The following is a 25,096-nucleotide window of genomic DNA, read 5'->3' on the forward strand; positions in this document are numbered from 1 at the left end:
CCCCGCTGACCCGGCGGCGTGTTTGCCGTTGTTCCGTGTCAGTGGTGGCGCATTATAGGGAGTTATTCCGGCCTGACAAGAGGAAATTTAAAATAATTTTCTGACCGCGCAACATTCAACCAAATCAGTCTAAAACTGCCAGTTTTTCGAGCGTTTCGAAGCCGTAACGCTGTAAAACGGGCAATAATTGTTCAGCTTCTGGCGTCATTGCCATACAAAAGGCAATATTCGCATCGGCAGATTTTGCATCCGGGGCTTCATGCTCTAGCAACCAGGCCGTTCGGCGAGCAATCGCTGCGCCAGAATCCACCAGCCGGGTTCCCTCTGGCAGCACCTGTAACAGTTCTTCTTGTAGTAGAGGGAAATGGGTACACCCCAGTACAACGGTATCTGGCGGCTCTTTCATTCTTAACCACGGACGCAAGATACGTTTTAGCGCATCCAGAGAAACATCTTCGCCATGCAGCTTCGCTTCAGCCAACTCAACCATCTCTGCCGAGCCCAGCATTTCTATCTGGCATTCATTAGCGAAACGCGCGATCAGCTCATGAGTATAAGAACGTTTAACTGTTCCGCGGGTTGCCAGTAATCCGACAATGCCATTTGCCGTCAGACGTGCAGCAGGTTTAATCGCCGGCACGACACCAACAACCGGGAAGTCGAACTTTTCGCGTAATGCAGGAAGTGAAACGGTACTGGCAGTGTTGCAAGCGACCACAGCCAGCGCAAGGGGATAACGTTTTTGCACTGCGGTGATAATTGCCACCACTCGCTCAACAATAAACGCTTCGCTTTTTTCGCCATACGGGAAAGCGACGTTATCGAAAGCATAAATGTAATGGAGATCCGGTAAGAGATGCCGGATCTCGTCATAGACCGACAACCCACCGACGCCGGAGTCAAACACCAGCACGGTGGGACGTGGTTCAGAAGGTGTAGCTGCCAGACAAGGTGTATTCCCGTCCTGCAGTTTGGTAGCCATAGACTGTCTCATAATCTTTGTCGAACAGGTTGGCTATTTTACCACGAACTGTCAGGTGAGAGGTGACCGGATACGCAACCGCAAGATCCCACAAGCTCACACCACCCATTTTAACGGTTTGATAAGGATAAGATGAGTAATCCTTATCATAGCGAGTGCCTAAATACTGATAAGTAATACCCCAGTCGAAGTCATACAACTGCCAGTCGAGCTGGTATTTCACCTGCTGTTTAGCACGGCGTAACAACGGCGTGTCAGTAATCGCATTGCGCGCATCGACATAATCATAACTCACAGTATGCGTCAGTGGTCCGGTATCAAAATTGGCGGTCGCCTCGACGCCCTTAATCCGCGCTTTCCCTTCGTTGTAATATTTCAGGGTGTGATCATCATAATCGATCAAATCACTGACATCGTTACGATATCCGGAAATACGCCAGTTCACCCCAGCGGTTAAGCCTTCAAACGCGCCTTCCCACTGTTTGCTTTTCTCAGGATTCAGATTCGGATTTCCGTAGAAACCATACAGTTGCCCAAGATTAGGTGCCTTGTACGACGTGCCATAAGAAGCGATAAAACGATAGCCTTCGATGAATTCCCAACCGGCACTCGTTTGCCAGGTTCCATGACGACCAAACTGTGAGTTATCGTCGCTGCGGGCTGCGCCTTCAAACGTAAAATCGCCGACTTGTTGCAATCCGGTCAGATAGATACCAGTGTTACGTTGATCATACCCATCCTCAACATAACCAGTACCCGGCGTCGTAGTCTGTTTCTGCCAGTCAACGCCCGCACCAATATTACCGTGGCCAACGGTAACGTTATTTGCCCACTGGACGGTGTACTGCTTCATCTCATCCAGCGTCGCGGACGAATCATAACGACCATAATGGGGATCGTAGTTGTAATCTTTGCTATGGCTATAGCTGGTAATGAGTTGTGATTTAATCATTTCGCCGTTATAGCGCAGCCCGGCGTCCCAACTTTGGCTATAGAGTTTACGGGTATCGAGCAACGGTGAGCCGGGAGAATAATACGCGTCATAATTGGTACGGTTATCATAGCCATAGCCGCGCACAAAGCCGCTCCAGGCATCAGTAAAGTTATGCTCCAGCGCGCCATAAAGCGTTTTACTTAAAAAACCATCGTTATCTGTCTGCGCTTGCGTTCCGGTATTCCCATAGGCAACAACATCATAACCATGAGTATGGGCATAATCGCCCAACAGCGTTACCCGTGTCTTATCCCCCAGTTGTTGCTGCGTGGAGACATCATAGTTCTGATAACTATTGCTTCCCCACCCTGCTGAAATTTCCGTTCCGGGTTCATCGCGCGTCGTGATGATATTCACCACCCCACCTATCGCATCGGAACCATAAACGGCGGAGCGCGGCCCACGGATATATTCAACACGCTGGACAAGCGCAATAGGGAACTGGCTAAGGTCGGCAGAACCACTCACCCCTGCCAGATTCAGGCGTACGCCATCAATTAACACCAACACATGACTGGCATTTGTACCGCGAATAAAAATAGATGAGAGCTGACCTGAACCGCCGTTTTGGGTGATATCGACGCCCGGAAGACGGCGCAGCACATCATTGACCGAGGTCGACTGCCAGCGGTCGATATCCTGACGGGTCACAACGGTGGTTGGTGCAAGCACAGTGCTGCGCGGCTGTTCAAAACGGTTAGCAGTAACGACGAGAGTATCCGGGCTGGTATCCTGTGCCCAAGCAGAAAAGGCTGTGACGGAACACGCCGTCAGCAGCGAAGCTTTTTTAATCATTGTAAAGCATCCACAATAGAAGAAGGATGCCGCAGGTTTCATCAATATTACGCGATGATGAGAACCAGATGCGACGTTGGCCGGCAGGTCTTCGGGCTTGGAGGGGTATCTAAGATACTAAGAGATGATGACTTCCCACCGGATGGCAGTGTCCGCATAACGCAATCATCGCACCTTTCCTTACCGCTGCGCGTCAGCTCCAGATTCGCACTGGATTCCCTATTAACTCACAGGACCGGCAAGTGGATGCTACAGGTTGTAACAAGTTACTGTCCAGACGTAGCTCACAAATAGGAATACATCAAGATCTGGACATCTGATGAGCAATCCCTACAATCGCCGCGTACTTTAATTTTTCAGGATACATCATGACCCCCGAACACCTTCCAACAGAACAGTATGAAGCGCAGTTAGCCGAAAAAGTGGTACGTTTGCAAAGTATGATGGCACCGTTTTCTGACCTGGTTCCGGAAGTGTTTCGCTCGCCGGTCAGTCATTACCGGATGCGTGCGGAGTTCCGCATCTGGCACGATGGCGATGACCTGTATCACATCATTTTCGATCAACAAACCAAAAGCCGCATCCGCGTGGATAGCTTCCCCGCCGCCAGTGAACTTATCAACCAGTTGATGACGGCGATGATTGCGGGTGTGCGTAATAATCCCGTTCTGCGCCACAAGTTGTTCCAGATTGATTACCTCACCACGCTGAGTAATCAGGCGGTGGTTTCCCTGCTGTACCATAAGAAGCTGGATGATGAGTGGCGTCAGGAAGCGGAAGCCCTGCGCGATGCACTGCGAGCGCAGAATCTGAATGTGCATCTGATTGGTCGGGCAACGAAAACCAAAATCGCGCTGGACCAGGATTACATCGATGAACGTCTGCCAGTCGCAGGGAAAGAGATGATCTACCGTCAGGTAGAAAACAGCTTTACCCAGCCGAACGCGGCGATGAATATTCAGATGCTGGAATGGGCGCTGGACGTCACCAAAGGCTCAAAAGGCGATTTACTGGAGCTGTACTGCGGCAACGGTAACTTTTCATTAGCACTGGCGCGCAATTTTGATCGGGTATTAGCCACCGAAATCGCTAAGCCGTCGGTCGCTGCCGCGCAATACAACATTGCCGCTAACCATATTGATAACGTACAAATTATTCGTATGGCGGCAGAAGAATTTACTCAGGCGATGAATGGCGTACGCGAGTTTAACCGCCTGCAAGGGATCGATTTAAAGAGTTATCAGTGCGAAACCATTTTTGTCGACCCACCACGCAGCGGTCTGGACGGTGAAACCGAGAAAATGGTGCAGGCGTATCCACGTATTCTGTATATCTCCTGCAATCCGGAAACGTTATGCAAGAATCTGGAAACATTAAGCCAGACGCACAAGGTTGAACGTCTGGCTCTGTTTGATCAGTTCCCCTACACGCACCATATGGAGTGCGGCGTATTACTGACCGCGAAGTAAAATCCATGCCGGGTGCGCCAGCATCCGGCATGATACCGATTACTCAGCAACTTCCTGCTTACGGTTACGCATCTTCGCGCCAATCCAGAACACCATAATGACGGACAGTACTGCCGGGAAGAAGTTAGAGCCGATATCCGGATATTCCGCACGAACTACCGTGCTGTACAGCAGTACGCCAAGAATAAAACAGGCAGCAGCCAGACCCGGCAAGCCTACCGGCATGGTGCGATTAAGATAACGTTGATGCAGGCAATAAACCGTCAGCACCAGGGAAATAATCGGGAATACAGAAAATGGCACAATGGAGCTAAACAGCGCTGCGAAAGTACCATTAATCGATAAGCCAGCAACTAACGCCAGCAGCAGCGTACCTCTATCTTGATTTGCTTGTTTCATTACTCGTCCTTCACATTTCCCGGAATAATTGCGGTTTTCTCTTGTTCACGGCGATACCAGTAATAAGCCCCTTTCGAAATCATTCGCAGTTGCAGTACCAGTCGCTCTTCTAATTGCCGACGTTGTTCGACGCCGACGTCCAACGCCTCGGCACCCGCACTGAAGACAATTGTCACCATTGCTTCGGCTTGCGCTTCAGTAAACGCACGCGGCATATGGTTTTCGAGTTCCAGATAGTCCGCAAGTTCCGCAATGAAGTGCTGAATTTCACGCGCAACGGCAGCACGAAACGCAGCGGAGGTGCCGGAGCGTTCCCGCAATAATAACCGGAAGGCGTTAGGATTATTACCGATGAACTCCATAAATGTGGAGACCGAGGTGCGGATCACACTCCCGCCTTTGGCGATACGCTGACGCGCCTGGCGCATGAGTTGGCGTAGCATTAAACCGCTCTCATCAACCATGGTCAGACCCAGTTCGTCTACGTCGCGGAAATGCCGATAAAAAGAGGTGGGAGCAATGCCCGCTTCACGCGCCACTTCACGCAAACTCAGGCTGGCGAAGCTGCGTTCAGCACTTAATTGGCTAAATGCGGCTTCCACCAGCGAACGGCGGGTTTTTTCTTTTTGTTGCGCTCTTACGCCCATCACGATGTCTGAATCCTTGCCAAAAGTACTGCTGGCACTATACCAGAGAATGAACATACTGGATTGCTCCAGTGTTGTGAATGAACGGTAACGCAATAAAACATATTTACTGCAATTCTTTGGCCGGTTCTTTTACGTACATCGGAAACCTGCCGCTTAAACGGAGAGTATCGTCGATAAAAATCCAATAAAACGTTCAGGTCAAAAGTAAGAAACAGACAAAGCAAAGGCCGCTCACGATATAGCCAGATAAATGACGGGGATCAATTGGCTTACCCGCGATAAAATGTTACCATTCTGTTGCTTTTATGTATAAGAACAGGTAAGCCCTACCATGCCACATTCCTACGATTACGATGCCATAGTGATAGGTTCCGGCCCCGGCGGCGAAGGCGCTGCAATGGGCCTGGTTAAGCAAGGTGCGCGCGTCGCAGTTATCGAGCGTTATCAAAATGTTGGCGGCGGTTGCACCCACTGGGGCACCATCCCGTCGAAAGCTCTCCGTCACGCCGTCAGCCGCATTATAGAATTCAATCAAAACCCACTTTACAGCGACCATTCGCGACTGCTCCGCTCTTCTTTTGCCGATATCCTTAACCATGCCGATAACGTGATTAATCAACAAACGCGCATGCGTCAGGGATTTTACGAACGTAATCACTGTGAAATATTGCAGGGAAACGCTCGCTTTGTTGACGAGCACACGCTGGCGCTGGATTGCCCGGACGGCAGCGTCGAGACACTAACCGCTGAAAAATTTGTTATTGCTTGCGGCTCTCGTCCATATCATCCAACAGATGTTGATTTCACCCATCCACGCATTTACGACAGCGACTCAATTCTTAGCATGCACCACGAACCGCGCCATGTACTTATCTATGGTGCTGGAGTGATCGGCTGTGAATATGCGTCGATCTTCCGCGGTATGGATGTAAAAGTGGATCTGATCAACACCCGCGATCGCCTGCTGGCATTTCTCGATCAAGAGATGTCAGATTCTCTCTCCTATCACTTCTGGAACAGTGGCGTAGTGATTCGTCACAACGAAGAGTACGAGAAGATCGAAGGCTGTGACGACGGTGTGATCATGCATCTGAAGTCGGGAAAAAAACTGAAAGCTGACTGTCTGCTCTATGCCAACGGTCGCACGGGTAATACCGATTCGCTGGCGTTACAGAACATTGGGCTGGAAACTGACAGTCGCGGACAGCTGAAGGTCAACAGCATGTATCAGACCGCGCAGCCGCACGTTTACGCGGTGGGCGACGTGATTGGCTATCCGAGCCTGGCGTCGGCGGCCTATGACCAGGGGCGCATTGCCGCGCAGGCGCTGGTGAAAGGTGAAGCCACCGCACATCTGATTGAAGATATCCCTACCGGCATTTACACCATCCCGGAAATCAGCTCTGTGGGCAAAACCGAACAGCAGCTGACCGCGATGAAAGTGCCATATGAAGTGGGCCGCGCCCAGTTTAAACATCTGGCACGTGCACAAATCGTCGGCATGAACGTGGGCACGCTGAAAATTTTGTTCCATCGGGAAACGAAAGAGATTCTGGGCATTCACTGCTTTGGCGAGCGCGCTGCCGAAATTATTCATATCGGTCAGGCGATTATGGAACAGAAAGGTGGCGGCAACACTATTGAGTACTTCGTCAACACCACCTTTAACTACCCGACGATGGCGGAAGCCTATCGGGTAGCTGCGTTAAACGGTTTAAACCGCCTGTTTTAACACTTTATCGAAATGGCCATCCATTCTTGCGCGGATGGCCTCTGCCAGCTGCTCATAGCGGCTGCGCAGCGGTGAGCCAGGACGATAAACCAGGCCAATAGTGCGGCGTGGTTCCGGCTTAATGCACGGCAGATAAACAACCCCATCGCGTTTGCGCTCCGACGGCACAGCCAGCGCAGGCAATAAAGTGATCCCGCTACCTGCCGCTACCATGTTGCGCAGTGTTTCCAGGCTGGTCGCGCGGAAGTGTGTATCTTCATCCGCCCCGGCTTCAAAGCAGAAACCCATTGCCTGATCGCGCAAACAGTGACCGTCTTCCAGCATCAGCAGTTTTTCCCCTGCCAGATCGGCCATCGGTACGCATTCGCGGTTCGCCCACGGGTGATCTTCATAGATAGCCAGCAGCATTGGTTCATCAAACAATGGCACTTCAATGAATGCTTCGCTCTCTTTCACCAGCGCGAGGATCACGCAATCGAGCTTGCCGCTGTCCAGTTGCGCCAGTAACTGGTGGGTCTGTGCTTCATGCAGATACATTTCCAGCTTTGGAAAGGTCTGGTGCAGCATCGGGATAATATGCGGTAGCAGGTACGGTCCAACCGTGGGAATCAAACCAATATGCAGCGGTCCGGACATCGTCTCGCCCTGCTGGCTTGCCATCTCTTTAAGGACTTTCACCTCACGCAGTACGGTACGCGCCTGATCCACCAGCAGCATTCCCGCCTGGGTGAACAACACTTTACGGCTGGTCCGCTCCAGCAACATCACGCCCAACTCATCTTCCAGCTTACGAATTTGCCCGCTAAGCGTCGGCTGGCTAACGTGGCAGGAATCTGCCGCACGCCGAAAATGGCGGTGTTCGGCCAATGCCACCAGGTACTCAAGATCACGAATATTCATTATCCATCCTCCATTGCCACGATAGTTCGCGGCGATAGGTAGCATAGCAACGAACGATTATCCCTATCAAGCATTCTGACTGATAATTACTCACAGAAACGGAGCGGCACCTCTTTTAACCCTTGAAGTCACTGCCCGTTTCGAGAGTTTCTCAACTCGAATAACTAAAGCCAACGTGAACTTTTGCGGATCTCCAGGATCCGCTTTTTTTTTATTCTACAGGCCCACAACAAGAGAGCCTGATAGTAACGGTTACTCAATGCGATCTTTGACAATAAAGAAGTAACACAACGCCCCGGTGAACGTCACACAGGCCGCGATAACCAACGCCAGATTAAACGAGTGTGTGGTATCCACTACCCAACCGGTTACGATCGGAGCAAAGGAAGCAAAAACAAAACTGCCAAAGTTTTGAATCCCGGCGATGGAAGCCACTTTTGTTTCTGACACCATCACCTGCACCAGTCCCCATGCAGACGTTCCCGCGAAATGCACGCAGAATAGCGCCATTGAGATAAACGCTACAGCCTGAGCTGGCGAGGAAGATTGCACGACCAGCAACGTGCCTAATGCCGACATCATCAAACCGCAGACAATAGCCGTTTTACGCGTCTTAGCCAGGTCGTAGCCTTTTTTCGCCAGTCGATCGACAACAATACCGTTTACCCACATCCCGACTGCCGCCGCGAGGAAAGGAATCGCCGCCACCCAACCGGTTTTCGCCAGACTGAAACCTTGCTCGGCCTGCAAATAACCGGGTAACCACGCGATGTAGAGCCAACCGGTATAATTGACGCCAGAGAAACCTAAAATCATCCCCCAGGTTGTCCGATGCTTAAACAGCGCCAGCCACTCGCTAAATTGCAGCTGTGGACGCGGTTTAACCGGCGCGGAGAGATACGTCCGTTCTTCGTCAGTCAGGACAAACTGCGCCCGGTTGCGATACCACGCGTACCAACAGATCCCAACCAGAATCCCCGCCACGCCGATGATGACGAACATTGCCCGCCAGCCCCATGCCAGTTGCATCAACACAAGAGCAGGAGGCGCGATAGCCTGACCGATAACGGTAGATGAGTTAAAAATCCCCAGCGCCGTGCCGCGTTCTTTTTGTGCATACCAGTCGGTGATCGACTTTACTCCCGCAGGCATAAATGGCGCTTCGCCAATACCCAGACCGATACGCATTAAAATAAAGTGGCTAAAAGAATTAACCATTCCTGTTAATGCCTGCATTAATGACCAGAATATTAAGCCTGCGCCTAAAACTATTCGTGGGCCAAAGCGGTCTAGCAAAATACCGGAAGGAAGTTGTGAAAAACCATAAGACAGAGAAAATGCAGAAAGCAAAAAACCAAACTCTGTCGCCGATAATCCTAACTCGCTACGAATCGCTTCGCCTGCCACGCTCAATGACGAACGGTCGAGAAAATTAACGATCCCCGCCATAAATAATAAAACCAGGGTCACTGTCTGAATACGACGAATCCGTTGCGGTTTATTACCCGCAACACTGGTTGACACATCAACGTCCATTTTTAGCTCCTTGAGCGGAATTAATCGATTTGATGACTATTCAGAAAATAATTAAGCGAACCGTTATTACCAGTTCCACAATGTGCCATCTTCCAGTCGTGCGACGGGAAGATACGCCGGGTCATACGGATATTTCGCCGCCAGTTTCTCATCGAAAGAAATACCCAGCCCCGGTTCATCGCCTGGGTGCATATAACCTTCATCGAAGCGCCAGCTATGCGGGAAGACTTCAAGCATTTGTTCGGAATAGCCCATGTACTCCTGAACGCCAAAGTTTGGCACCCAGAGGTCAAAATGCAGCGCCGCCGCATGGCAAACAGGCGATAAATCTGAAGGGCCATGCGAACCGGTACGTACCTGATAAAGCGATGCAAAATCAGCAATCCGTCGCATCCCGGTAATGCCGCCTGCATGGGTAATCGTCGTGCGAATATAGTCAATCAGCTGCTCTTCGATTAACTGCTTGCAGTCCCAGATACTGTTAAACACTTCACCGACCGCAATCGGCGTCACGGTATGCTGACGAATCAGACGAAAACATTCCTGATTCTCGGCAGGCGTCGGATCTTCCATCCAGAACAGGCGGTAATCTTCAATGCTCTTCCCAAAGCGCGCCGCTTCGATGGGGGTCAGGCGATGGTGCATGTCATGCAACAGATGTTCGTTAAAACCGAACTTATTACGCACCGCTTCGAATAACTTCGGCGTAAAATCGAGATACTTTTCTGAAGACCACAACTGCTCTTCTGGCCACAGGCCTTTGGTTGCCGGTTCATACGCCAGTCCTTTGCCCTTCGCCAGGCCATAAGTGGTTTGCATACCCGGTACACCGCACTGCACACGAATCGCCTTAAAGCCCATCTGCTGGTGCTTTGCATAGTCTTCAAGGACTTCATCAATCGTACGCCCGGTGGTGTGGCAATAAACCATCACGCCTTCACGAGAAGCACCACCAAGCAGTTGATACAATGGCATATTTGCCGCTTTAGCTTTGATATCCCATAACGCCATATCAATGGCAGAAATGGCTGACATCGTGACGGGGCCACGTCGCCAGTAAGCACCTTTATAAAAGAATTGCCAGATATCTTCGATACGGTTGGCATCGCGGCCAATTAATTGTGGACAAAGATGATCTTTCAGATAAGAAGCGACCGACAATTCGCGACCATTTAATGTGGCATCTCCCAATCCACAAAGTCCGCTTTCAGTGGTTATTTTAAGCGTAACGAAATTACGCCCTGGGCAAGTAACAAAAACATCTGCAGCAATAATTTTCATTATTGCAATCTCCTGTGTTGTAAATAGACGCTTCAAACTTAATTTTACGCCTACTACCATACAAGAGAGAAAGGGCGATTATTCAACCGTGATCACATTAAAAATAAAAATTTCCGCCGAGGAACAAGAATATCCTCAAATTTCATCCACACTATTAATTACTATTGTTAAAACAACACGTTAAATAATCACATAACAAATTCCTCTAAGGAAGAGAGTCATAACAATAACAAATGATAATCATATTTTACTTAATTCAATACGTATCGATATGTTTATTTTAAAAAGATTTTTCGGAATGAGAGATGAAAAGAAGATACACAAACAGGAAGAAATACGATTAATATTGGTCGCGGTAAGGGTAGCCGTTCCTCCCTTCCGCAACCCATTAACCCTTGAAGTCACAGTCTATTTCAGGCATTTCTCAACTCAAAATAACGAAGGCCAATGTGAACTTTGTGGCTCTCCAGAATCCGCTTTGTTTTCCATCAAACAACGGAACTCAGCGCACTGGCAACCTGTTTAAAGCGAGCAAACCGTCGCCTGAGCATGTGTGCTTTTTCTACATTCGGTTCAAGACGAATCACGTTGAGATGCGTGGCCTTCATGGCCTGTTTGAATCCAGAATAAGCCCCTCCTCCTACTGCCGCACACATTGCAGCCGCTCTACAACCTGACTGTTCAATATCGACAATTTCAAGAGGCATGTTGCTGGCATCACAAAACATCTGCATCCAGATTCTGGAATGCGTTGGCCCGCCAGAGAAACGAATCGTTTGCAATGACTTATCAATCTCAATAAGACGGTCCTGATGCAACAAATGAGAAAAGACAATGCCCTGATAAATCGCGTACACCAAATCTTCTCTTTTATGATGCCCACACAGCCCCAAAAATCCCCCGCTTAATGCCTCATGGTAATTCGAGCCAAACAACCACGGGAAAAAGAGAATATCATTCTGCTTCTCATACCCTCGTTCCACCCACTCATTAATCACCCGATAGCTGTCAGGAAGATCCGGTAAAAATTGCTGCAAGAACCATGTCAAATTACTGGCTGATGTAGGGCTTCCCTCATGGGCGAAAAATGTACCTGGAATGCTAAATTTCCCCCATACATAGGGATAATCAGAAGGAATAATGCGATCAAAGATTCGCGTTGCAATTGACCAGGTGCCAGCAACCGCACTTAACGTTGTACTGTCATAGATGCCAGAAGTGAGCGCCGCACCAACGACATCAAAAACACCACCAAAAACAGGCGTTCCGGCGAGAAGCCCACATTGGCTGGCTGCTTCAGATGTCACAACCCCTGCTAAATCAGCGGAGCCAATAATATCGGGAACCTTACCCGCAACTTCCTTAATCTCAAATAGGCGAAAAAGTTCAGCATCATAAGCACTGGTATATTGATTATAAAAATTACTGCCTGAAATATTGGTTTCTTCACAAGCCAGTTTGCCAGTAAGCCGTGAACGTATGTAATCATGAACCATCAAAATGGTTCCGATGCGGCCATAATTGTCAGTCTCATGTTTTTTCAACCAATGCAATAGTGCTACAGGGTGCGATGGCCAGAGCTGTTGCAGACTACGGTGATAGCTTTCGCGGTCAATTCCTTGTTCTTTCCAGCTTGCAACCAGTTGTTGTGCGCGAGAATCAGAGGAAACAATGCCGTGTCGTAAGGGCTTACCTTGCCGGTCGAGCAGGTACAAACCTTTACCATGAGCAGAAAAACTGATGCCATCAATCTGACTCGCAGTAATATTGTTCTCTGACATCGACAGTGAAATGACCTGGCACGTTACCTTCCATAACGCCTCCATGTCGCGTTCGCAAAAACCAGGACATGGGCTTAACAGAGGTAACACTTGCGAAGAGACACCTATTTCACGTCCTTCTGCCGTATAAATTCCCGCTTTGGTTTCTGTACCACCTAAATCGACACCAATAAAATACCGCTCCATGACCCCTCCTTAGTTTCTAAATATTATCCCAGCCGGCAAGGCGCATTTTCTCTTCAATCCATTGACGTGCATGAATAATTTCTAATAGAGGTTCCGTCGCTTTTTCTGTCCACATTTCTATCAGAAACGTTCCGCGATAATTAAGATTACGCAGAATCTTAAATAATTTAATAAAATCTACACACCCTTCACCAAAAGGAACGTCACGAAATTGCCCTGGAGAATCAGGCGTTACTGGGTACGTATCTTTAAGATGGATTGCGGCAATTCGATCAATCCCCTTTACCAGCTCACTTTCCAGTTCATTACCCCATGCGGTCAGATTGCCAACATCCGGATAAACGGTAAACCAAGGGGAATTAATTTTTGTATCCAGGACTTTCCATTTACTAATAGAATTAATAAATGGCGTATCCATGATTTCTACAGCACACATAACTTGTGCCGCTGCGGCCTGTTCAGCTGTCCAGGCCATCGCATCTTCAAACCAGGCGATAGTTTCTTCATTCTGCGGCTCATAATAAACGTCATAGCCTGCCAGTTGGATTGTTCGAATCCCCAAATCCTGCGCCAGGCGTAACGCCTTCAACATAATCGTACGCGCCTGCTGACGAGTATCTCTATCATGGCTACCAAATGGAAAACGCCGGTGAGCAGACAGGCACATTGTCGGAATACGGATCCCCGTTTGCTGAATGGCGCTAATAAGCTCCATACGCTCGGTGAGCGACCAGTCCAGGCGGGCGAGTCGTTCATCATTCTCATCTACCGACATCTCAACAAAATCAAAACCGCAAGATTTAGCCAGGGCTAGTTTCTCTACCCAACTGGTATTCCTGGGTAGCGCTTTTTCATAAATACCTAACGGGTGGCGTCGCATTATTTTCCCTCACGAGTGATCAATTGTTGTTGAAAGATTTTCCGGCTCTTATTCATGTCACGCTGCAACTGCCATTTTTGTTTGATGAATTTAAATGCCAATGCGGCGATCAATGTGATCCCCCATACCGCCAGATTGAAATGCAAACTAAGTCCCAACAGACTAAGGCCGGTAGCAATAACCTGAAGCACAAGTAAGGCACAAAAAACATGACTGACTTTACCCGCCCCACCGAATGGATCTGTGCCTCCCAATACAATTGCAAGAACCGTCAAGAGCAAATAGGAATCGCCATAGCCCATACGCGCCGAATTAAATCGCGCGAGCATAATAAGACCTGCTAATACACACAACATGCTGGATATAGCATATATAGCAATTAATACGCGGTCGGTGCGAATACCGCTAAACCATGTGGCGTTAATATTACTGCCACACATATAAATCGTTTTTCCCGTACGGGTTTTGCCGAGGAACAGAGCTAAAGCAACGGTGGTGACGATAAAAATCATCATCGGTACTGGGATCCCCATGATAACTTCAGACCCAATACTGCGGACTACTGGTGGCATACCACTTAAAGCTGCCCCCTTAGTCAGGTAAATACCGATACCACTAATAATGGTCATGCTACCCAATGTGACCAAAATAGGGTGAGCGCCTATATGAGAAATAATTAACCCAGTAATAGCTCCAATGATGATGGCAATAAGCATCGCCCCGACAATAGCCAGGAAGAGCCAAAACAACTGACTACCTGTAGATGCATCTGCGGGTACATATTGAATCAATACCCAGGCCATAAACAGGCTGGTCAGATTCGCAGTACCGATGATTGCCAGATTAAGCCCCCCGCTCAACATCGGTATAAACATCGCAAACGTGAGCAACCCAAGCTCTGGCAATTGAAATGCAATGCTCAGAAAAGTATTGTCGGTGAAAAAACGCCCCGGCATTGCCAGACTAAATAACACCACCACAATAAAACATATTGATAATAAGCCTGAACGGGTACCATCTAGTGGAAAAAATATCCGCTTGTTCATTTCGATCCTCCCGTTAGACGAAACCAACATCAGTTTCTTTACGCTTTTTGTAATGGGTCACACAAATCGCCGAGACAATAACCACCCCAATAACGATATTGACGAAATAACTCGAGACACCAATCAAATTAAGGCCGTTTTTAAGAATACCGATAAGAAATACGCCCATAAGCGTACCAATGACCGTACCACGTCCGCCTGATAAACTGGCACCGCCCAATACCGCTGCAGCCAGCACATCCAACTCTCCGCCAACCAATGCATTCGGCACAACTTCACTCATACGGTAAGCTTGCAGCATTCCACCAATTGCTGCAGCGGCACCAAGATAACCGTAAGCAAACAGATAAATTAGCGACACCCGAATCCCAATACGTCTTGCTGATTCGGTATTCCCTCCCACGGCATAAAGCTGACGCCCAATATGGGTTTTGTTCATTATCACCCACGTCAGAAATGCCATTCCCAGCATAACCACTAACGGTAATCCGATCTGGTAATCTTCTCCGCCAAATTCAAAACTCAGGAAAGAACGCTGCGTAATCCACCAATCCGGTAAATCGTAAATACTGTGACCATTAGTCAACCACATCAACATACCGAACAGTAACGACTGCATACTAATCGTAATGATGATGGAAACGACATTAAGGTAATAAATAAGAATAGCGTTTATCAAACCAAAAATGATGCCAAAAAAAACAGCAAACACCAGGCAGAAAAATGGATTTGATAGCGTTTCATTAAGCAGTAACGACGCCACAACATATTGTACAACCGAAGCTACTGCTGCAAAAGAGATATCAATTCCGCCAGTAACCAATACGACAAATAATCCGAGGGCGAAAATACCCGTTACGGCATAACTTTCCGAGAGATCGAGCAAGTTCTGTATTGATAAAAACTCATCGCTCATGATGGAAAAAAATACCAGCATGAGAACAATGACCCATCCTAACCAAGCTTCGACTGAACGAGGAAACCGCAGCCGCATAAAGCTAACCATTAATCACCTCCGCCAACTGCTGCTCGGTATAATTCGAAGGCAACAGCTCATGAATAATCTTTCCGCGCTTCATATGAAAAATACGATCGCAGTTATAATAAGCTTCTGGTGCTTCATCAGTAATTAATATCACTGAAATACCCACACCTGAAAGCCGATGAATAAGCTGGTAAATACTATCTTTTGCGCCAATATCTACACCTACCGTTGGCGCATCCAGAATTAAAACCTTAGGTCGTGTTAAAATCCATTTAGCCAGGACAACCTTTTGTTGATTGCCACCAGATAGCGTTGAAAGTGGATTATTTGGATCGGTGACCTTAATATCCAAATCCTGGATCCACTCCTTGACTAAGGTTTCTTTTCGATTTTCATCAATAAACCCCGATGGCGTCTTTAAACGATCCAGAATCGAGAGCACCATATTATCGCTGATAGATTGGGGTAATACGGCCCCCAGTGTCAGGCGATCTTCTGAAACATATGCTATTCCCAGTTTTACCGCATGCGTGTTGTCTTTAATTGTAACGGGCTTACCTTCAAGATAAATATCACCACTATCTGCTCGAGTAATACCGAAAAGACTCAATGCTAATTCGGTTCTCCCCGCACCAAGTAAACCACACAATCCCAGAACCTCGCCCTGGTGTAGTTTTAGAGATACATCTTCAAATTGCCCTTTTCTGCATAATTTTTTTAGTTCAAGAACTACTTTACCTTCAACGCTATTTGGTAGTTTTTTCTGGTGGACTATAGTTTTTCCGGTCATTAACTCAGTAATATCGCCTGGAGAAAGTTGATTGGCAGCCCACGTTCCAATTATCTCTCCATCACGGATGACCGTAATTCGATCTGAGATTTCCTTAACTTCATCAAGGCGGTGGCTAACAAAAACTACGGTAATATTTTTATCGCGTAAGTAATTCACTGTGCGTAGTAATTGATTAACTTCAGTGCGCGTCAATGACGCCGTTGGCTCGTCCATGATGACTAACCGGGCATCGGCAATCAGAGCCCGGCAAATAGCGACCTGTTGGCGTTGTGCAATCGGCAAATGTTGTACTAACGCATCAGGATCGAGATTGAATTCCAGCTCCTGAATTATTTTCTGTGATACATCCCGAAGTTGTTTTTTTCTGTGCAGCCCTAAATATCCCTTCAGGTTGTATTCAAAAGCGATATTTTCAGCCACAGAAAGATTTGGGAATAAAGAAAGATCCTGATATATCACCTGAATACCCAGTTCCCGAGCTTTATCAGGAGAAAGACGAGTCCAGGACTTACCATCTATAATAATTTCACTTCCCGAATCAGGAACATAAACACCACACAGCGTTTTGATCAGAGTACTTTTACCACACCCATTCGCACCAGCAAGACAATGAACCTCACCTTTATTTAAGGTAAGATTGATATTTTTTAGAGCCCTATGGCCACCGAAACTTTTCGTTAGTGACCTTAGCGTCACTAATGGTTGCTCCGCATTCTTCTCTATAATATGAGGCATCATAATATTCCTGAATACGACTAAAGGAATTCCGGGTCAAATTTGACCCGGTGATTTACGGTAAAATTACAAGCCTAACTTCACTAAATGTCGTGTATTTTCAAGATCGAGCTTTTCTGGATTATCACTATAAATAGTGTTGTTATTAACCTTGATCTCGCCCATATCACCGATTTTTACACCGTCTTTAATAGGTTCACCGTTCATCATTGCCGTCGCAACCTGGACAAAAACCTTACCCGCAATCATAGGGTTTGAAATATATCCCCCATCAATAGCGCCTTTTTCGAGTAGCTTAATTCCCTGACCTGGAGTGAAGGTTCCAAAAACGCAAATTGCGTCATTTTTCTTCCGCTTATCAATAGCACGCCCCGCACCAATTGGTCCTTGTGAACCAAATGACATAATGCCTTTAAGATCTTTATATTTAGACATTAAATCGTTCGTCGTGCGCATTGAATCATCCACCGATTCAGCAACACCAAAACGATCTTCAACCAACGTCATATTTGGATAATGTTCTTTTTGATAAGCAATCGCGGCATTGGCCCAGTCATTTACCAAAGGCACGGTCAGACTGCCGACAAACATGGCGTATTTACCTTCTTCGCCCATGCACTTCGCCATATCTTTCATATGATTGGCACCCATTGTCTGGGTATTTAACAACTCAAAATCCCAATCTGCATTTTTTTGATCTGGTGATTCGTGGGTAATAACTTTAATACCGGCTTCTTGTGCACGCTTAAGTACAGGTTCAAGAACCTTTGCATCGTTAGGAACAACCCCAATAACATCCACTTTTCGTGCAATTAAATCTTCAATCGCCCGAACCTGTTCAGCTGGATCTGCCGTTGTAGGGCCGACCTGCCATGCATCAACCCCCAATAGTTTTCCTTCATCTTTAATGCCTTGTTCCATCACATTAAACCAGGGAATGCCACCGACTTTTACTACTACCCCCATCGTAAAAGGTTTATTCGCTTTTTGTGATGTTACAGTCTGATCAGCCCATGCAGCAGTGGAAGATAATACGGTAGCAATAAGGCAGGGTAAGATTAATTTTTTCATCGTAATTTCCTTAAGAAATAGTTCAGGTGTCAGGAAAACTCGATATAATATCGACCTGACTATTTATATAATTTATAATCCCTTAGGCATTGATTAATAATTTAGACAATAAATAATGCCTATTATTTATCAACCTCCACAATGTTTAATTGTGGAAATTGTGTTCGATACCGAGTATCTGTACAAACATTAGTCACCAGAATATCGATTTCATCCAGCGTGCATATTTTACTAAATGCATACTGTTCAAACTTACTGGAGTCGACCAGCAATATTTTTTGTCCTGACACCTGAAGCATCACCTGTTTAAGTCTGGCATTAATTTCACTGCCATCGCGGACACCATTCCCCAGATTCAACCCCTGGCATGAAAAGAAAAAACTGTTGATTTGAAAATTTCGGATCGCCCCCTCTGCAACCGGGCCATGAAAATCATCATGTCGCTCAGAATACTCACCACCGATACCAATAATTCGAACTCGATCACGGCAAGCCAACGCCTGAATTATCCGTAATGAATTTGTAACTACAGTAACATCTATATCGGGAATTTGACGAGCTAAAAACCAACAAGTACTACTGTTATCCATTAAAATACAATCACCAGGGTGAATAAATTGCAATGCGGCCTTCGCAATTCTGGCTTTTATATCAGGATTTTCTTCAGTCCGTTTACGGAATGATTCCGCACGATCGATACTATTATCTTGCCACGCATTATCGGCGAGCATAACCGGAGCGCTATCAGATGAATCCAGAGCGACCGCGCCACCAAAGCTACGGATTAACTTTTTGTTGCGCTCCAGTACCGTTAAATCCCGACGAATTGTCTCAGGAGACGCTTTAAATAATCGTGATAATTCTGTTACCCGTACAGCACCTTGTTTTTGTACATGTGCGCATATCATTTTATGGCGCTCTGCCTGCAACATAGTATCGGTCCGTTATTATCAAATTAGCATGCTTATATAATTAACTGTTCCCTCATAAAATAAAGTGATAGGAATCAAGATTCATTTTATAAATATAATCGCAAACAGAAATGGTGATATTTATCACAAATTAAATTGAGAATATTCTACTATTGGACATTTTTTTGAGATATACGTCACTAAATAAGCTTTATTCTGTCACCTAACGAAAAATTTAAATACAAAAACAAAAATAATCGGGCATAGCAATCTCTTCCATTCATGACCGAATACGCCCGAATAAAACCGTTTACGCCCACTTACCCTCTTTCATTGCCTTCTTACATGCCTTGAATATTTTACATTTCTTATATTCAGCGTAATTTAGGCAACATAACTTACGAGCAAAAATAGCCAAAACCCAAAAGTTAAAGTTTATTTATATAATACATACAGATTATCGTGGAGTTAAAAATGGATACGCTAAAGGAAAAAGTTCTTGCTGCGAATTTATCACTACCCCTTCATCAGTTAGTGACGTTTACCTGGGGAAATGTTAGCGGTATTGAGCGCGAAAAAGGTGTCATGGTTATTAAACCTTCTGGGGTCGAATACAGCCAAATGGGCATTGCAGATATGGTGGTAGTGGATTTACAAAGTGGTGAAGTTATTGATGGACACAGGAAACCCTCTTCAGACACAGATACTCATCTGGCGCTATACCGTGCTTTCCCGGATATTGGAGGTATCGTTCATACCCATTCCCGACACGCCACAATATGGGCTCAGGCCGGAAAAGATCTCACGGCCTTTGGGACAACCCATGCAGATTATTTCTACGGCATTATCCCCTGTACACGCCCCATGAAGGATGACGAAATTAATGGACAATATGAATATGAAACGGGGCGAGTGATTATTGAAACGTTCAGACAACGAGAAATATCTCCCGCTGACATTCCGGCTGTTTTAGTAAACAGTCATGGCCCCTTTGCCTGGGGAACTGATCCCGCGAACGCCGTGCATAACGCCGTTGTACTTGAAGAAATCGCCTATATGAATCTCTTTACACAACAGCTACACCCTCATCTTACGGCTATTCAACAGCCTCTACTGGATAAGCATTTTTTACGCAAGCATGGTGCCAATGCTTATTACGGGCAGTAACCCTCTAAGCATGGCCTGGCGTTTTGCCAGGCCACGAATCGCCCAGGACTTACCCCAACCGCGCCTGCGCAAAAGCAATCGCCTGCGCCACCTGCTGCGGTGAGACACCGCCTTTTGCCGCACGCTTGTCGAGGCACGATTGCAGCGACAGAATCGGATAGACATCTTCGCCAATCACCTGGCTGAATTTCTGCAACTCACTGAGCGGCAGATCTTCCAGCGGTTTGCCCTGACGAATGGCTTCCACCACCGCTTCACCCACAATATGATGCGCCTCGCGGAACGGCACGCCTTTCGCCACCAGGTAATCCGCCAGTTCAGTGGCGTTCGCATACCCCTGCTGCGCCGCTTCCTGGCAACGCGGACGCTTCACCTGAATGCCGTCCAGCACCAGCGCCGCCATATGCAGGCAGTCCAGCCAGGTATCGAGCGCGTCGAACAGACCTTCTTTGTCTTCCTGCATATCTTTGTTGTAAGCCAGCGGCAAACCTTTCAGCGTCATCATCATGCCGGTTAACGCGCCCTGCACACGACCGCATTTACCGCGAATCAGCTCCAGCGCATCCGGGTTTTTCTTCTGCGGCATCAATGATGAACCAGAAGTCACGCGGTCAGAAAGCTCGACAAACCCCGCTTCGCCGGTGTTAAAGAAAATCAGATCTTCAGCAAAACGCGACAGATGCACCATGCCGATAGCGGCAGCAGAAAGCAGTTCCAGCACGTGGTCACGGTCAGAAACGCTGTCGAGACTGTTACGGGTCGCTGAGGCAAATCCCAGCCAGCCTGCTAACTGTTCACGGTCGATTTCATAGGCCGTTCCCGCCAGTGCGCCACAGCCTAACGGGCTGACATCCAGACGCTTAAGCGCATCCTGCAAGCGGCTTTCATCACGCGCCAACATCTCAACATAGGCCAGGCACCAGTGCGCGAACGTCACCGGCTGGGCGCGTTGCAGGTGAGTGTAACCTGGCATCACCGCGTCCTGATTGTTTTGTGCGTTTTCCACCAGCGCCGATTGCAGCTGCCGGTTAGCCGTCAGCAACTCGCTAACGGTATCTTTGCACCACAGTTTCAGGTCAGTCGCTACCTGATCATTACGGCTACGCCCGGTGTGCAGTTTTTTGCCTAACTGACCCACTTTGTCGATCAGTTTGCCTTCCACCCAGCTATGGATATCTTCGGCGTCGCTTTCAAGGATTTGTTGTGGCCTGGCGCGAACATCTTCCAGCAGCACGTTCAGCGCCTCTTCCAGTTGCGCCTGTTCTTCTGCGGTCAGCACACCGACCGTTACCAGGGCTTTGGACCAGGCCACAGAGCCAACAATATCCTGCTCCGCCAGACGGTAATCAAAACGCAGTGAGTCGTTGAATTGTTTGAACCGTTGATCTGCTGCCTGGGTAAAACGCCCGCCCCAAAGTGCCATAACTCTGTTTCCTTATTTTGAAATTTAATGCCGGAAAGCTGCGCCTCCGGCTAACAAAACTTAAGCTAAAATCCGCGTACCCATCGGCATACCGTTAAACAGTGCCGGAAGCTGTTCCGCATGACGCCAGGAGGCGATATCCACCGGGCGGCCCAGCGTGCGCGCAGCATCCAGCGCCGCGTTCACTTTCACTATCATGCCGTCAGTAATAATGCCCTGCTCAATCAGTTGTTCTGCTTTCGCGGCAGTCATTTCGGCAATGCGTTGCCCTTTGCCGTCGAGAATGCCACTGACGTCGGAGAGCAAAATCAGATCCGCGCCCAGCGTTGCCGCCAGCGCCGTCGCTGCCTGGTCAGCATTGACGTTCATCAGTTGCCCTTCGTCTGTTACGCCAATGGAGCTGACCACCGGCAGATAACCGTTCTCCAGCAATGTGTTGATAAGCTTAGGCGAACCTGGCTGCGCCAGTCCAACATGGCCTAACTCTTCATCAAGCTGGGTCACTTTGACGCTGTCGCCGTCACCGAGAAACAAACCTACGGCCGCAATCTGATGTTTCTTCGCCCATGCCAGCAGGGTTTTATTTGCCGTTCCCGCCAGTGCTCCGGTGATAATGTCAATCTGATCAGCAGGCGTCACCCGCAGGCCGTTTTTCTTTTTCACCGGCAGATTCAGCCCTTTCATCAGCTCATCCACCACGCAACCGCCGCCGTGCACAATCACCAGCGGACGCTGATGCGACTCACGATAATTCACCAGTGCGCTAAACAGACGTTCCAGCGCCTCTTCACTATCCAGCAGTACGCCGCCCAGTTTGATAATTAATGGATTCATCATTGCACCCTTAAATAAGAGACTGCGTTTCCGCATAGCCGAAACGAATATTGGCGCACTGTACCGCTTGTGCCGCCGCGCCTTTCAGTAAGTTGTCTTCGGTCGCCACAATAATCAAATGCTCGCCCTGAACGGCAAACCCGATATCGCAAAATGGCAGCCCAACGACATTTTTCAGCGCCGGAACGCCTTTGTCATACAGCCGCACCAGCGGTTTATGGGCATACGCCTGCTGTAACGCTTGCGCGACTTGCGCCTGGGTCACACCCGATTTCAGGCGGCAGGTAATGGTTTCGAGAATGCCGCGCGGGAAATTGCCCAGATGTGGGGTGAAGATAACGTCAGCACCGAGGTGTGTGGCGATCTCTGGTTGATGGCGATGAGTAAAGACGCCATACGGTTGCAGGCTAACTTCACAAAAACTATTTGAAATCGCTGCCTTACGTCCCGCACCGCTCACGCCGCTGGTGGCGTTGATCACCGGCCACTGATTGAGGTTAAGAAGATCGGCATCAATCAACGGTTTCAGCGCCAGCTGTGCCGCCGTCGGATAACAGCCCGGCACCGCAATCAAGTTCGCTTCTTTTAATTTATTACCGCACCACTCCGCCAGACCGTAGGCTGCCTGTTCCAACAGTTCCGGGTATTGATGGGTAAAGCCGTAATATTTTTCATAGAAGGTGGCGTCGTTAACACGAAACGCGCCGGAAAGGTCGAACACCACGCAGCCCGCTTCAAGAAATTGCGGCGCTAAATCGTGGCTAACTTCATGGGCGGTGGCGAGAAACACCACGTCCACCCCTGGGCTAAACTCGCTGATATCCGACATCGGCTGCAACGGCAGATCAACGATGCCTTTTAGCTGCGGATGCAAATCGGAGATTAACTTTCCCGCATCATTGCTTTGCGCTGAAACAGTCAAAGCGGTTATGTTCATATGCGGATGGCGATTTACATAGGTCACTAGCTCTGCGCCAGCGTAGCCGCTGGCACCCACAATCAGCGTATTCAACATCGGGGCTATTCACCTTCTTATGTCTGGTTGCCAGGTTAAACGTAAAACATTCACCTTACGGCTGGTGGGTTTTATTACGCTCAACGTTAGTGTATTTTTATTCATAAATACTGCATGAATATTGATACTATCATGACCAGAGGTGTGTCAACAATGAAAAACAAATTACCGCCATTTATCGAGATTTACCGTGCTCTGATTGCCACACCTTCAATAAGCGCCACGGAAGAGGCACTCGATCAAAGCAATGCAGATTTAATCACTCTGCTGGCGGACTGGTTTAAAAATTTAGGCTTCAATGTGGAAGTGCAGCCTGTGCCAGGAACTCGCAACAAATTTAATATGCTGGCCAGTTGCGGACAGGGGGCTGGCGGCTTGTTGCTGGCGGGGCATACCGATACGGTGCCATTTGATGACGGACGCTGGACGCGCGATCCGTTTACACTGACGGAGCATGACGGCAAGCTTTACGGCTTAGGCACCGCCGACATGAAAGGCTTTTTTGCGTTTATCCTTGATGCGCTACGCGATGTCGACGTCACGAAACTGAAAAAACCGCTCTACATTCTGGCGACTGCCGATGAAGAAACCAGTATGGCCGGAGCGCGTTATTTTGCCGAAACTACTGCCCTGCGCCCGGATTGTGCCATCATTGGCGAACCGACGTCACTACAACCGGTACGCGCACATAAAGGTCATATCTCTAACGCCATCCGTATTCAGGGCCAGTCGGGGCACTCCAGCGATCCAGCACGCGGAGTTAACGCTATCGAACTAATGCACGACGCCATCGGGCATATTTTGCAATTGCGCGATAACCTGAAAGAACGTTATCACTACGAAGCGTTTACCGTGCCATACCCTACGCTCAACCTCGGGCATATCCACGGTGGCGACGCTTCTAACCGTATTTGCGCTTGCTGTGAGTTGCATATGGATATTCGTCCGCTGCCAGGCATGACACTCAATGAACTTAATGGTTTGCTCAACGATGCATTGGCTCCAGTGAGCGAACGCTGGCCGGGTCGTCTGACGGTCGACGAGCTGCATCCGCCGATCCCTGGCTATGAATGCCCACCGAATCATCAACTGGTTGAAGTGGTTGAGAAATTGCTCGGAGCAAAGACCGAAGTGGTGAATTACTGTACCGAAGCGCCGTTTATTCAAACGTTATGCCCGACGCTGGTTCTGGGGCCTGGCTCAATTAATCAGGCTCATCAGCCTGATGAATATCTGGAGACGAGGTTTATCAAGCCCACCCGCGAACTGATCACCCAGGTGATTCACCATTTTTGCTGGCATTAAAACGTAGGCCAAACAATGTCGGATGCGATGCTTGCACATCTTATCCGACCTACACCTTTGGTGTTAATTGAGACGATTTTTTAACATTCCCATAAGTTACGCTTATTTAAAGCGTCGTGAATTTAATGGCGTAAATTCCTGCTATTTATTCGTTTGCTGAAGCGATTTCGCAGCATTTGACGTCACCGCTTTTACGTGGCTTTATAAAAGACGACGAAAAGCAAAG

21 protein-coding genes and 1 riboswitch are annotated in these 25,096 nt (G+C 48.1%); of the genes, 4 read left to right on the forward strand and 17 right to left on the reverse strand.

What is annotated here, in order from left to right; all coding sequences use genetic code 11:
* Positions 1 to 124 precede the first annotated feature (124 nt).
* Both murI and btuB read right to left on the reverse strand, forming a co-directional pair.
* Positions 125 to 982, reverse strand: a complete 858-nt coding sequence (murI, locus tag ACJHYD_RS21690; RefSeq protein ID WP_001445912.1) for a glutamate racemase — start codon at positions 980 to 982, stop codon at positions 125 to 127.
* Positions 927 to 2,771, reverse strand: coding sequence for a TonB-dependent vitamin B12 receptor BtuB (gene btuB / locus ACJHYD_RS21695; protein WP_001366808.1), 1,845 nt, complete (start codon positions 2,769 to 2,771; stop codon positions 927 to 929). Before btuB ends, murI begins: the two co-directional genes overlap by 56 nt.
* 64 nt (positions 2,772 to 2,835) lie before the next feature.
* Positions 2,836 to 3,026: riboswitch (cobalamin riboswitch) on the reverse strand.
* A 113-nt stretch (positions 3,027 to 3,139) separates the two neighbouring features.
* On the opposite strand from btuB, the gene trmA reads away from it, so the two are divergent.
* Positions 3,140 to 4,240 carry a tRNA (uridine(54)-C5)-methyltransferase TrmA gene (gene trmA, locus ACJHYD_RS21700; RefSeq protein ID WP_001550402.1) on the forward strand — a complete coding sequence of 367 codons (1,101 nt, stop codon included), beginning with the start codon at positions 3,140 to 3,142 and terminating at the stop codon, positions 4,238 to 4,240.
* Between the two features lie 39 nt (positions 4,241 to 4,279).
* Here trmA and ACJHYD_RS21705 read toward each other — a convergent pair whose 3' ends face one another.
* Together ACJHYD_RS21705 and fabR are read right to left on the reverse strand one after the other, a co-directional pair.
* Positions 4,280 to 4,639, reverse strand: a complete 360-nt coding sequence (locus ACJHYD_RS21705; protein ID WP_000806411.1) for a YijD family membrane protein — start codon at positions 4,637 to 4,639, stop codon at positions 4,280 to 4,282.
* Positions 4,639 to 5,289: an HTH-type transcriptional repressor FabR gene (gene fabR, locus ACJHYD_RS21710; RefSeq protein WP_001309117.1), complete on the reverse strand. Its 651-nt coding sequence runs from the start codon at positions 5,287 to 5,289 to the stop codon at positions 4,639 to 4,641. The genes ACJHYD_RS21705 and fabR overlap by 1 nt, the downstream gene beginning before the upstream one ends.
* 331 nt (positions 5,290 to 5,620) lie before the next feature.
* On the opposite strand from fabR, the gene sthA reads away from it, so the two are divergent.
* Entirely contained in the window at positions 5,621 to 7,021 is a 1,401-nt protein-coding gene (gene sthA, locus ACJHYD_RS21715; protein WP_001120810.1) for a Si-specific NAD(P)(+) transhydrogenase, read from the forward strand.
* On the opposite strand, the gene oxyR is transcribed toward sthA, so the two are convergent.
* The 10 genes from oxyR to ACJHYD_RS21765 form a co-directional block, all read right to left on the reverse strand.
* Positions 7,004 to 7,921 carry a DNA-binding transcriptional regulator OxyR gene (oxyR, locus tag ACJHYD_RS21720; protein ID WP_001025942.1) on the reverse strand — a complete coding sequence of 306 codons (918 nt, stop codon included), beginning with the start codon at positions 7,919 to 7,921 and terminating at the stop codon, positions 7,004 to 7,006. The two genes, sthA and oxyR, sit on opposite strands and share 18 nt — an antisense overlap.
* A 252-nt stretch (positions 7,922 to 8,173) precedes the next feature.
* Complete coding sequence (locus tag ACJHYD_RS21725; protein ID WP_001550401.1) at positions 8,174 to 9,457, reverse strand: MFS transporter; 1,284 nt, start codon at positions 9,455 to 9,457, stop codon at positions 8,174 to 8,176.
* 66 nt (positions 9,458 to 9,523) lie between these two features.
* Positions 9,524 to 10,738, reverse strand: coding sequence for a D-mannonate dehydratase ManD (gene manD, locus ACJHYD_RS21730; protein ID WP_001550400.1), 1,215 nt, complete (start codon positions 10,736 to 10,738; stop codon positions 9,524 to 9,526).
* A gap of 488 nt (positions 10,739 to 11,226) precedes the next feature.
* The gene (locus ACJHYD_RS21735) at positions 11,227 to 12,705 is read right to left on the reverse strand and encodes an FGGY-family carbohydrate kinase (protein ID WP_001550399.1); all 1,479 of its coding nucleotides are present in this window, start codon (positions 12,703 to 12,705) and stop codon (positions 11,227 to 11,229) included.
* A 16-nt stretch (positions 12,706 to 12,721) separates the two neighbouring features.
* Positions 12,722 to 13,585, reverse strand: a complete 864-nt coding sequence (locus ACJHYD_RS21740) for an L-ribulose-5-phosphate 3-epimerase (protein WP_001550398.1) — start codon at positions 13,583 to 13,585, stop codon at positions 12,722 to 12,724.
* Positions 13,585 to 14,631 carry an ABC transporter permease gene (locus ACJHYD_RS21745; protein WP_001550397.1) on the reverse strand — a complete coding sequence of 349 codons (1,047 nt, stop codon included), beginning with the start codon at positions 14,629 to 14,631 and terminating at the stop codon, positions 13,585 to 13,587. Before ACJHYD_RS21745 ends, ACJHYD_RS21740 begins: the two co-directional genes overlap by 1 nt.
* 13 nt (positions 14,632 to 14,644) lie before the next feature.
* Positions 14,645 to 15,637, reverse strand: a complete 993-nt coding sequence (locus ACJHYD_RS21750; RefSeq protein WP_001550396.1) for an ABC transporter permease — start codon at positions 15,635 to 15,637, stop codon at positions 14,645 to 14,647.
* On the reverse strand, positions 15,630 to 17,147 hold the full coding sequence (locus tag ACJHYD_RS21755; protein ID WP_001550395.1) for a sugar ABC transporter ATP-binding protein: 1,518 nt from the start codon (positions 17,145 to 17,147) through the stop codon (positions 15,630 to 15,632). The genes ACJHYD_RS21750 and ACJHYD_RS21755 overlap by 8 nt, the downstream gene beginning before the upstream one ends.
* Before the next feature lie 63 nt (positions 17,148 to 17,210).
* Complete coding sequence (locus ACJHYD_RS21760) at positions 17,211 to 18,215, reverse strand: substrate-binding domain-containing protein (RefSeq protein WP_001550394.1); 1,005 nt, start codon at positions 18,213 to 18,215, stop codon at positions 17,211 to 17,213.
* A 122-nt stretch (positions 18,216 to 18,337) separates the two neighbouring features.
* The gene (locus ACJHYD_RS21765) at positions 18,338 to 19,147 is read right to left on the reverse strand and encodes a DeoR/GlpR family DNA-binding transcription regulator (RefSeq protein ID WP_001550393.1); all 810 of its coding nucleotides are present in this window, start codon (positions 19,145 to 19,147) and stop codon (positions 18,338 to 18,340) included.
* Positions 19,148 to 19,600: 453 nt separating this feature from the next.
* Here ACJHYD_RS21765 and araD point away from each other — a divergent pair, with 453 nt between their 5' ends.
* The gene (gene araD, locus ACJHYD_RS21770; protein WP_001550392.1) at positions 19,601 to 20,293 is read left to right on the forward strand and encodes an L-ribulose-5-phosphate 4-epimerase; all 693 of its coding nucleotides are present in this window, start codon (positions 19,601 to 19,603) and stop codon (positions 20,291 to 20,293) included.
* Positions 20,294 to 20,342: 49 nt separating this feature from the next.
* Here the strand turns inward: araD and argH are convergent, their stop codons facing one another.
* Genes argH through argC form a run of 3 tightly spaced genes read right to left on the reverse strand, consistent with a single transcriptional unit; the run spans position 20,343 to position 23,565 of the window.
* Positions 20,343 to 21,716, reverse strand: coding sequence for an argininosuccinate lyase (gene argH, locus ACJHYD_RS21775; RefSeq protein ID WP_001550390.1), 1,374 nt, complete (start codon positions 21,714 to 21,716; stop codon positions 20,343 to 20,345).
* A gap of 60 nt (positions 21,717 to 21,776) precedes the next feature.
* On the reverse strand, positions 21,777 to 22,553 hold the full coding sequence (argB, locus tag ACJHYD_RS21780) for an acetylglutamate kinase (RefSeq protein ID WP_001362445.1): 777 nt from the start codon (positions 22,551 to 22,553) through the stop codon (positions 21,777 to 21,779).
* 7 nt (positions 22,554 to 22,560) lie between these two features.
* Positions 22,561 to 23,565: an N-acetyl-gamma-glutamyl-phosphate reductase gene (gene argC, locus ACJHYD_RS21785; protein WP_000935372.1), complete on the reverse strand. Its 1,005-nt coding sequence runs from the start codon at positions 23,563 to 23,565 to the stop codon at positions 22,561 to 22,563.
* A 153-nt stretch (positions 23,566 to 23,718) separates the two neighbouring features.
* Between argC and argE the strand changes: the two genes are divergently transcribed.
* Positions 23,719 to 24,870, forward strand: a complete 1,152-nt coding sequence (gene argE, locus ACJHYD_RS21790) for an acetylornithine deacetylase (RefSeq protein WP_001550389.1) — start codon at positions 23,719 to 23,721, stop codon at positions 24,868 to 24,870.
* Positions 24,871 to 25,096: the final 226 nt, after the last annotated feature.

Source organism: Escherichia sp. WS1368 (genome assembly GCF_046487485.1).
Taxonomy (GTDB): Bacteria; Pseudomonadota; Gammaproteobacteria; order Enterobacterales; family Enterobacteriaceae; genus Escherichia; species Escherichia coli.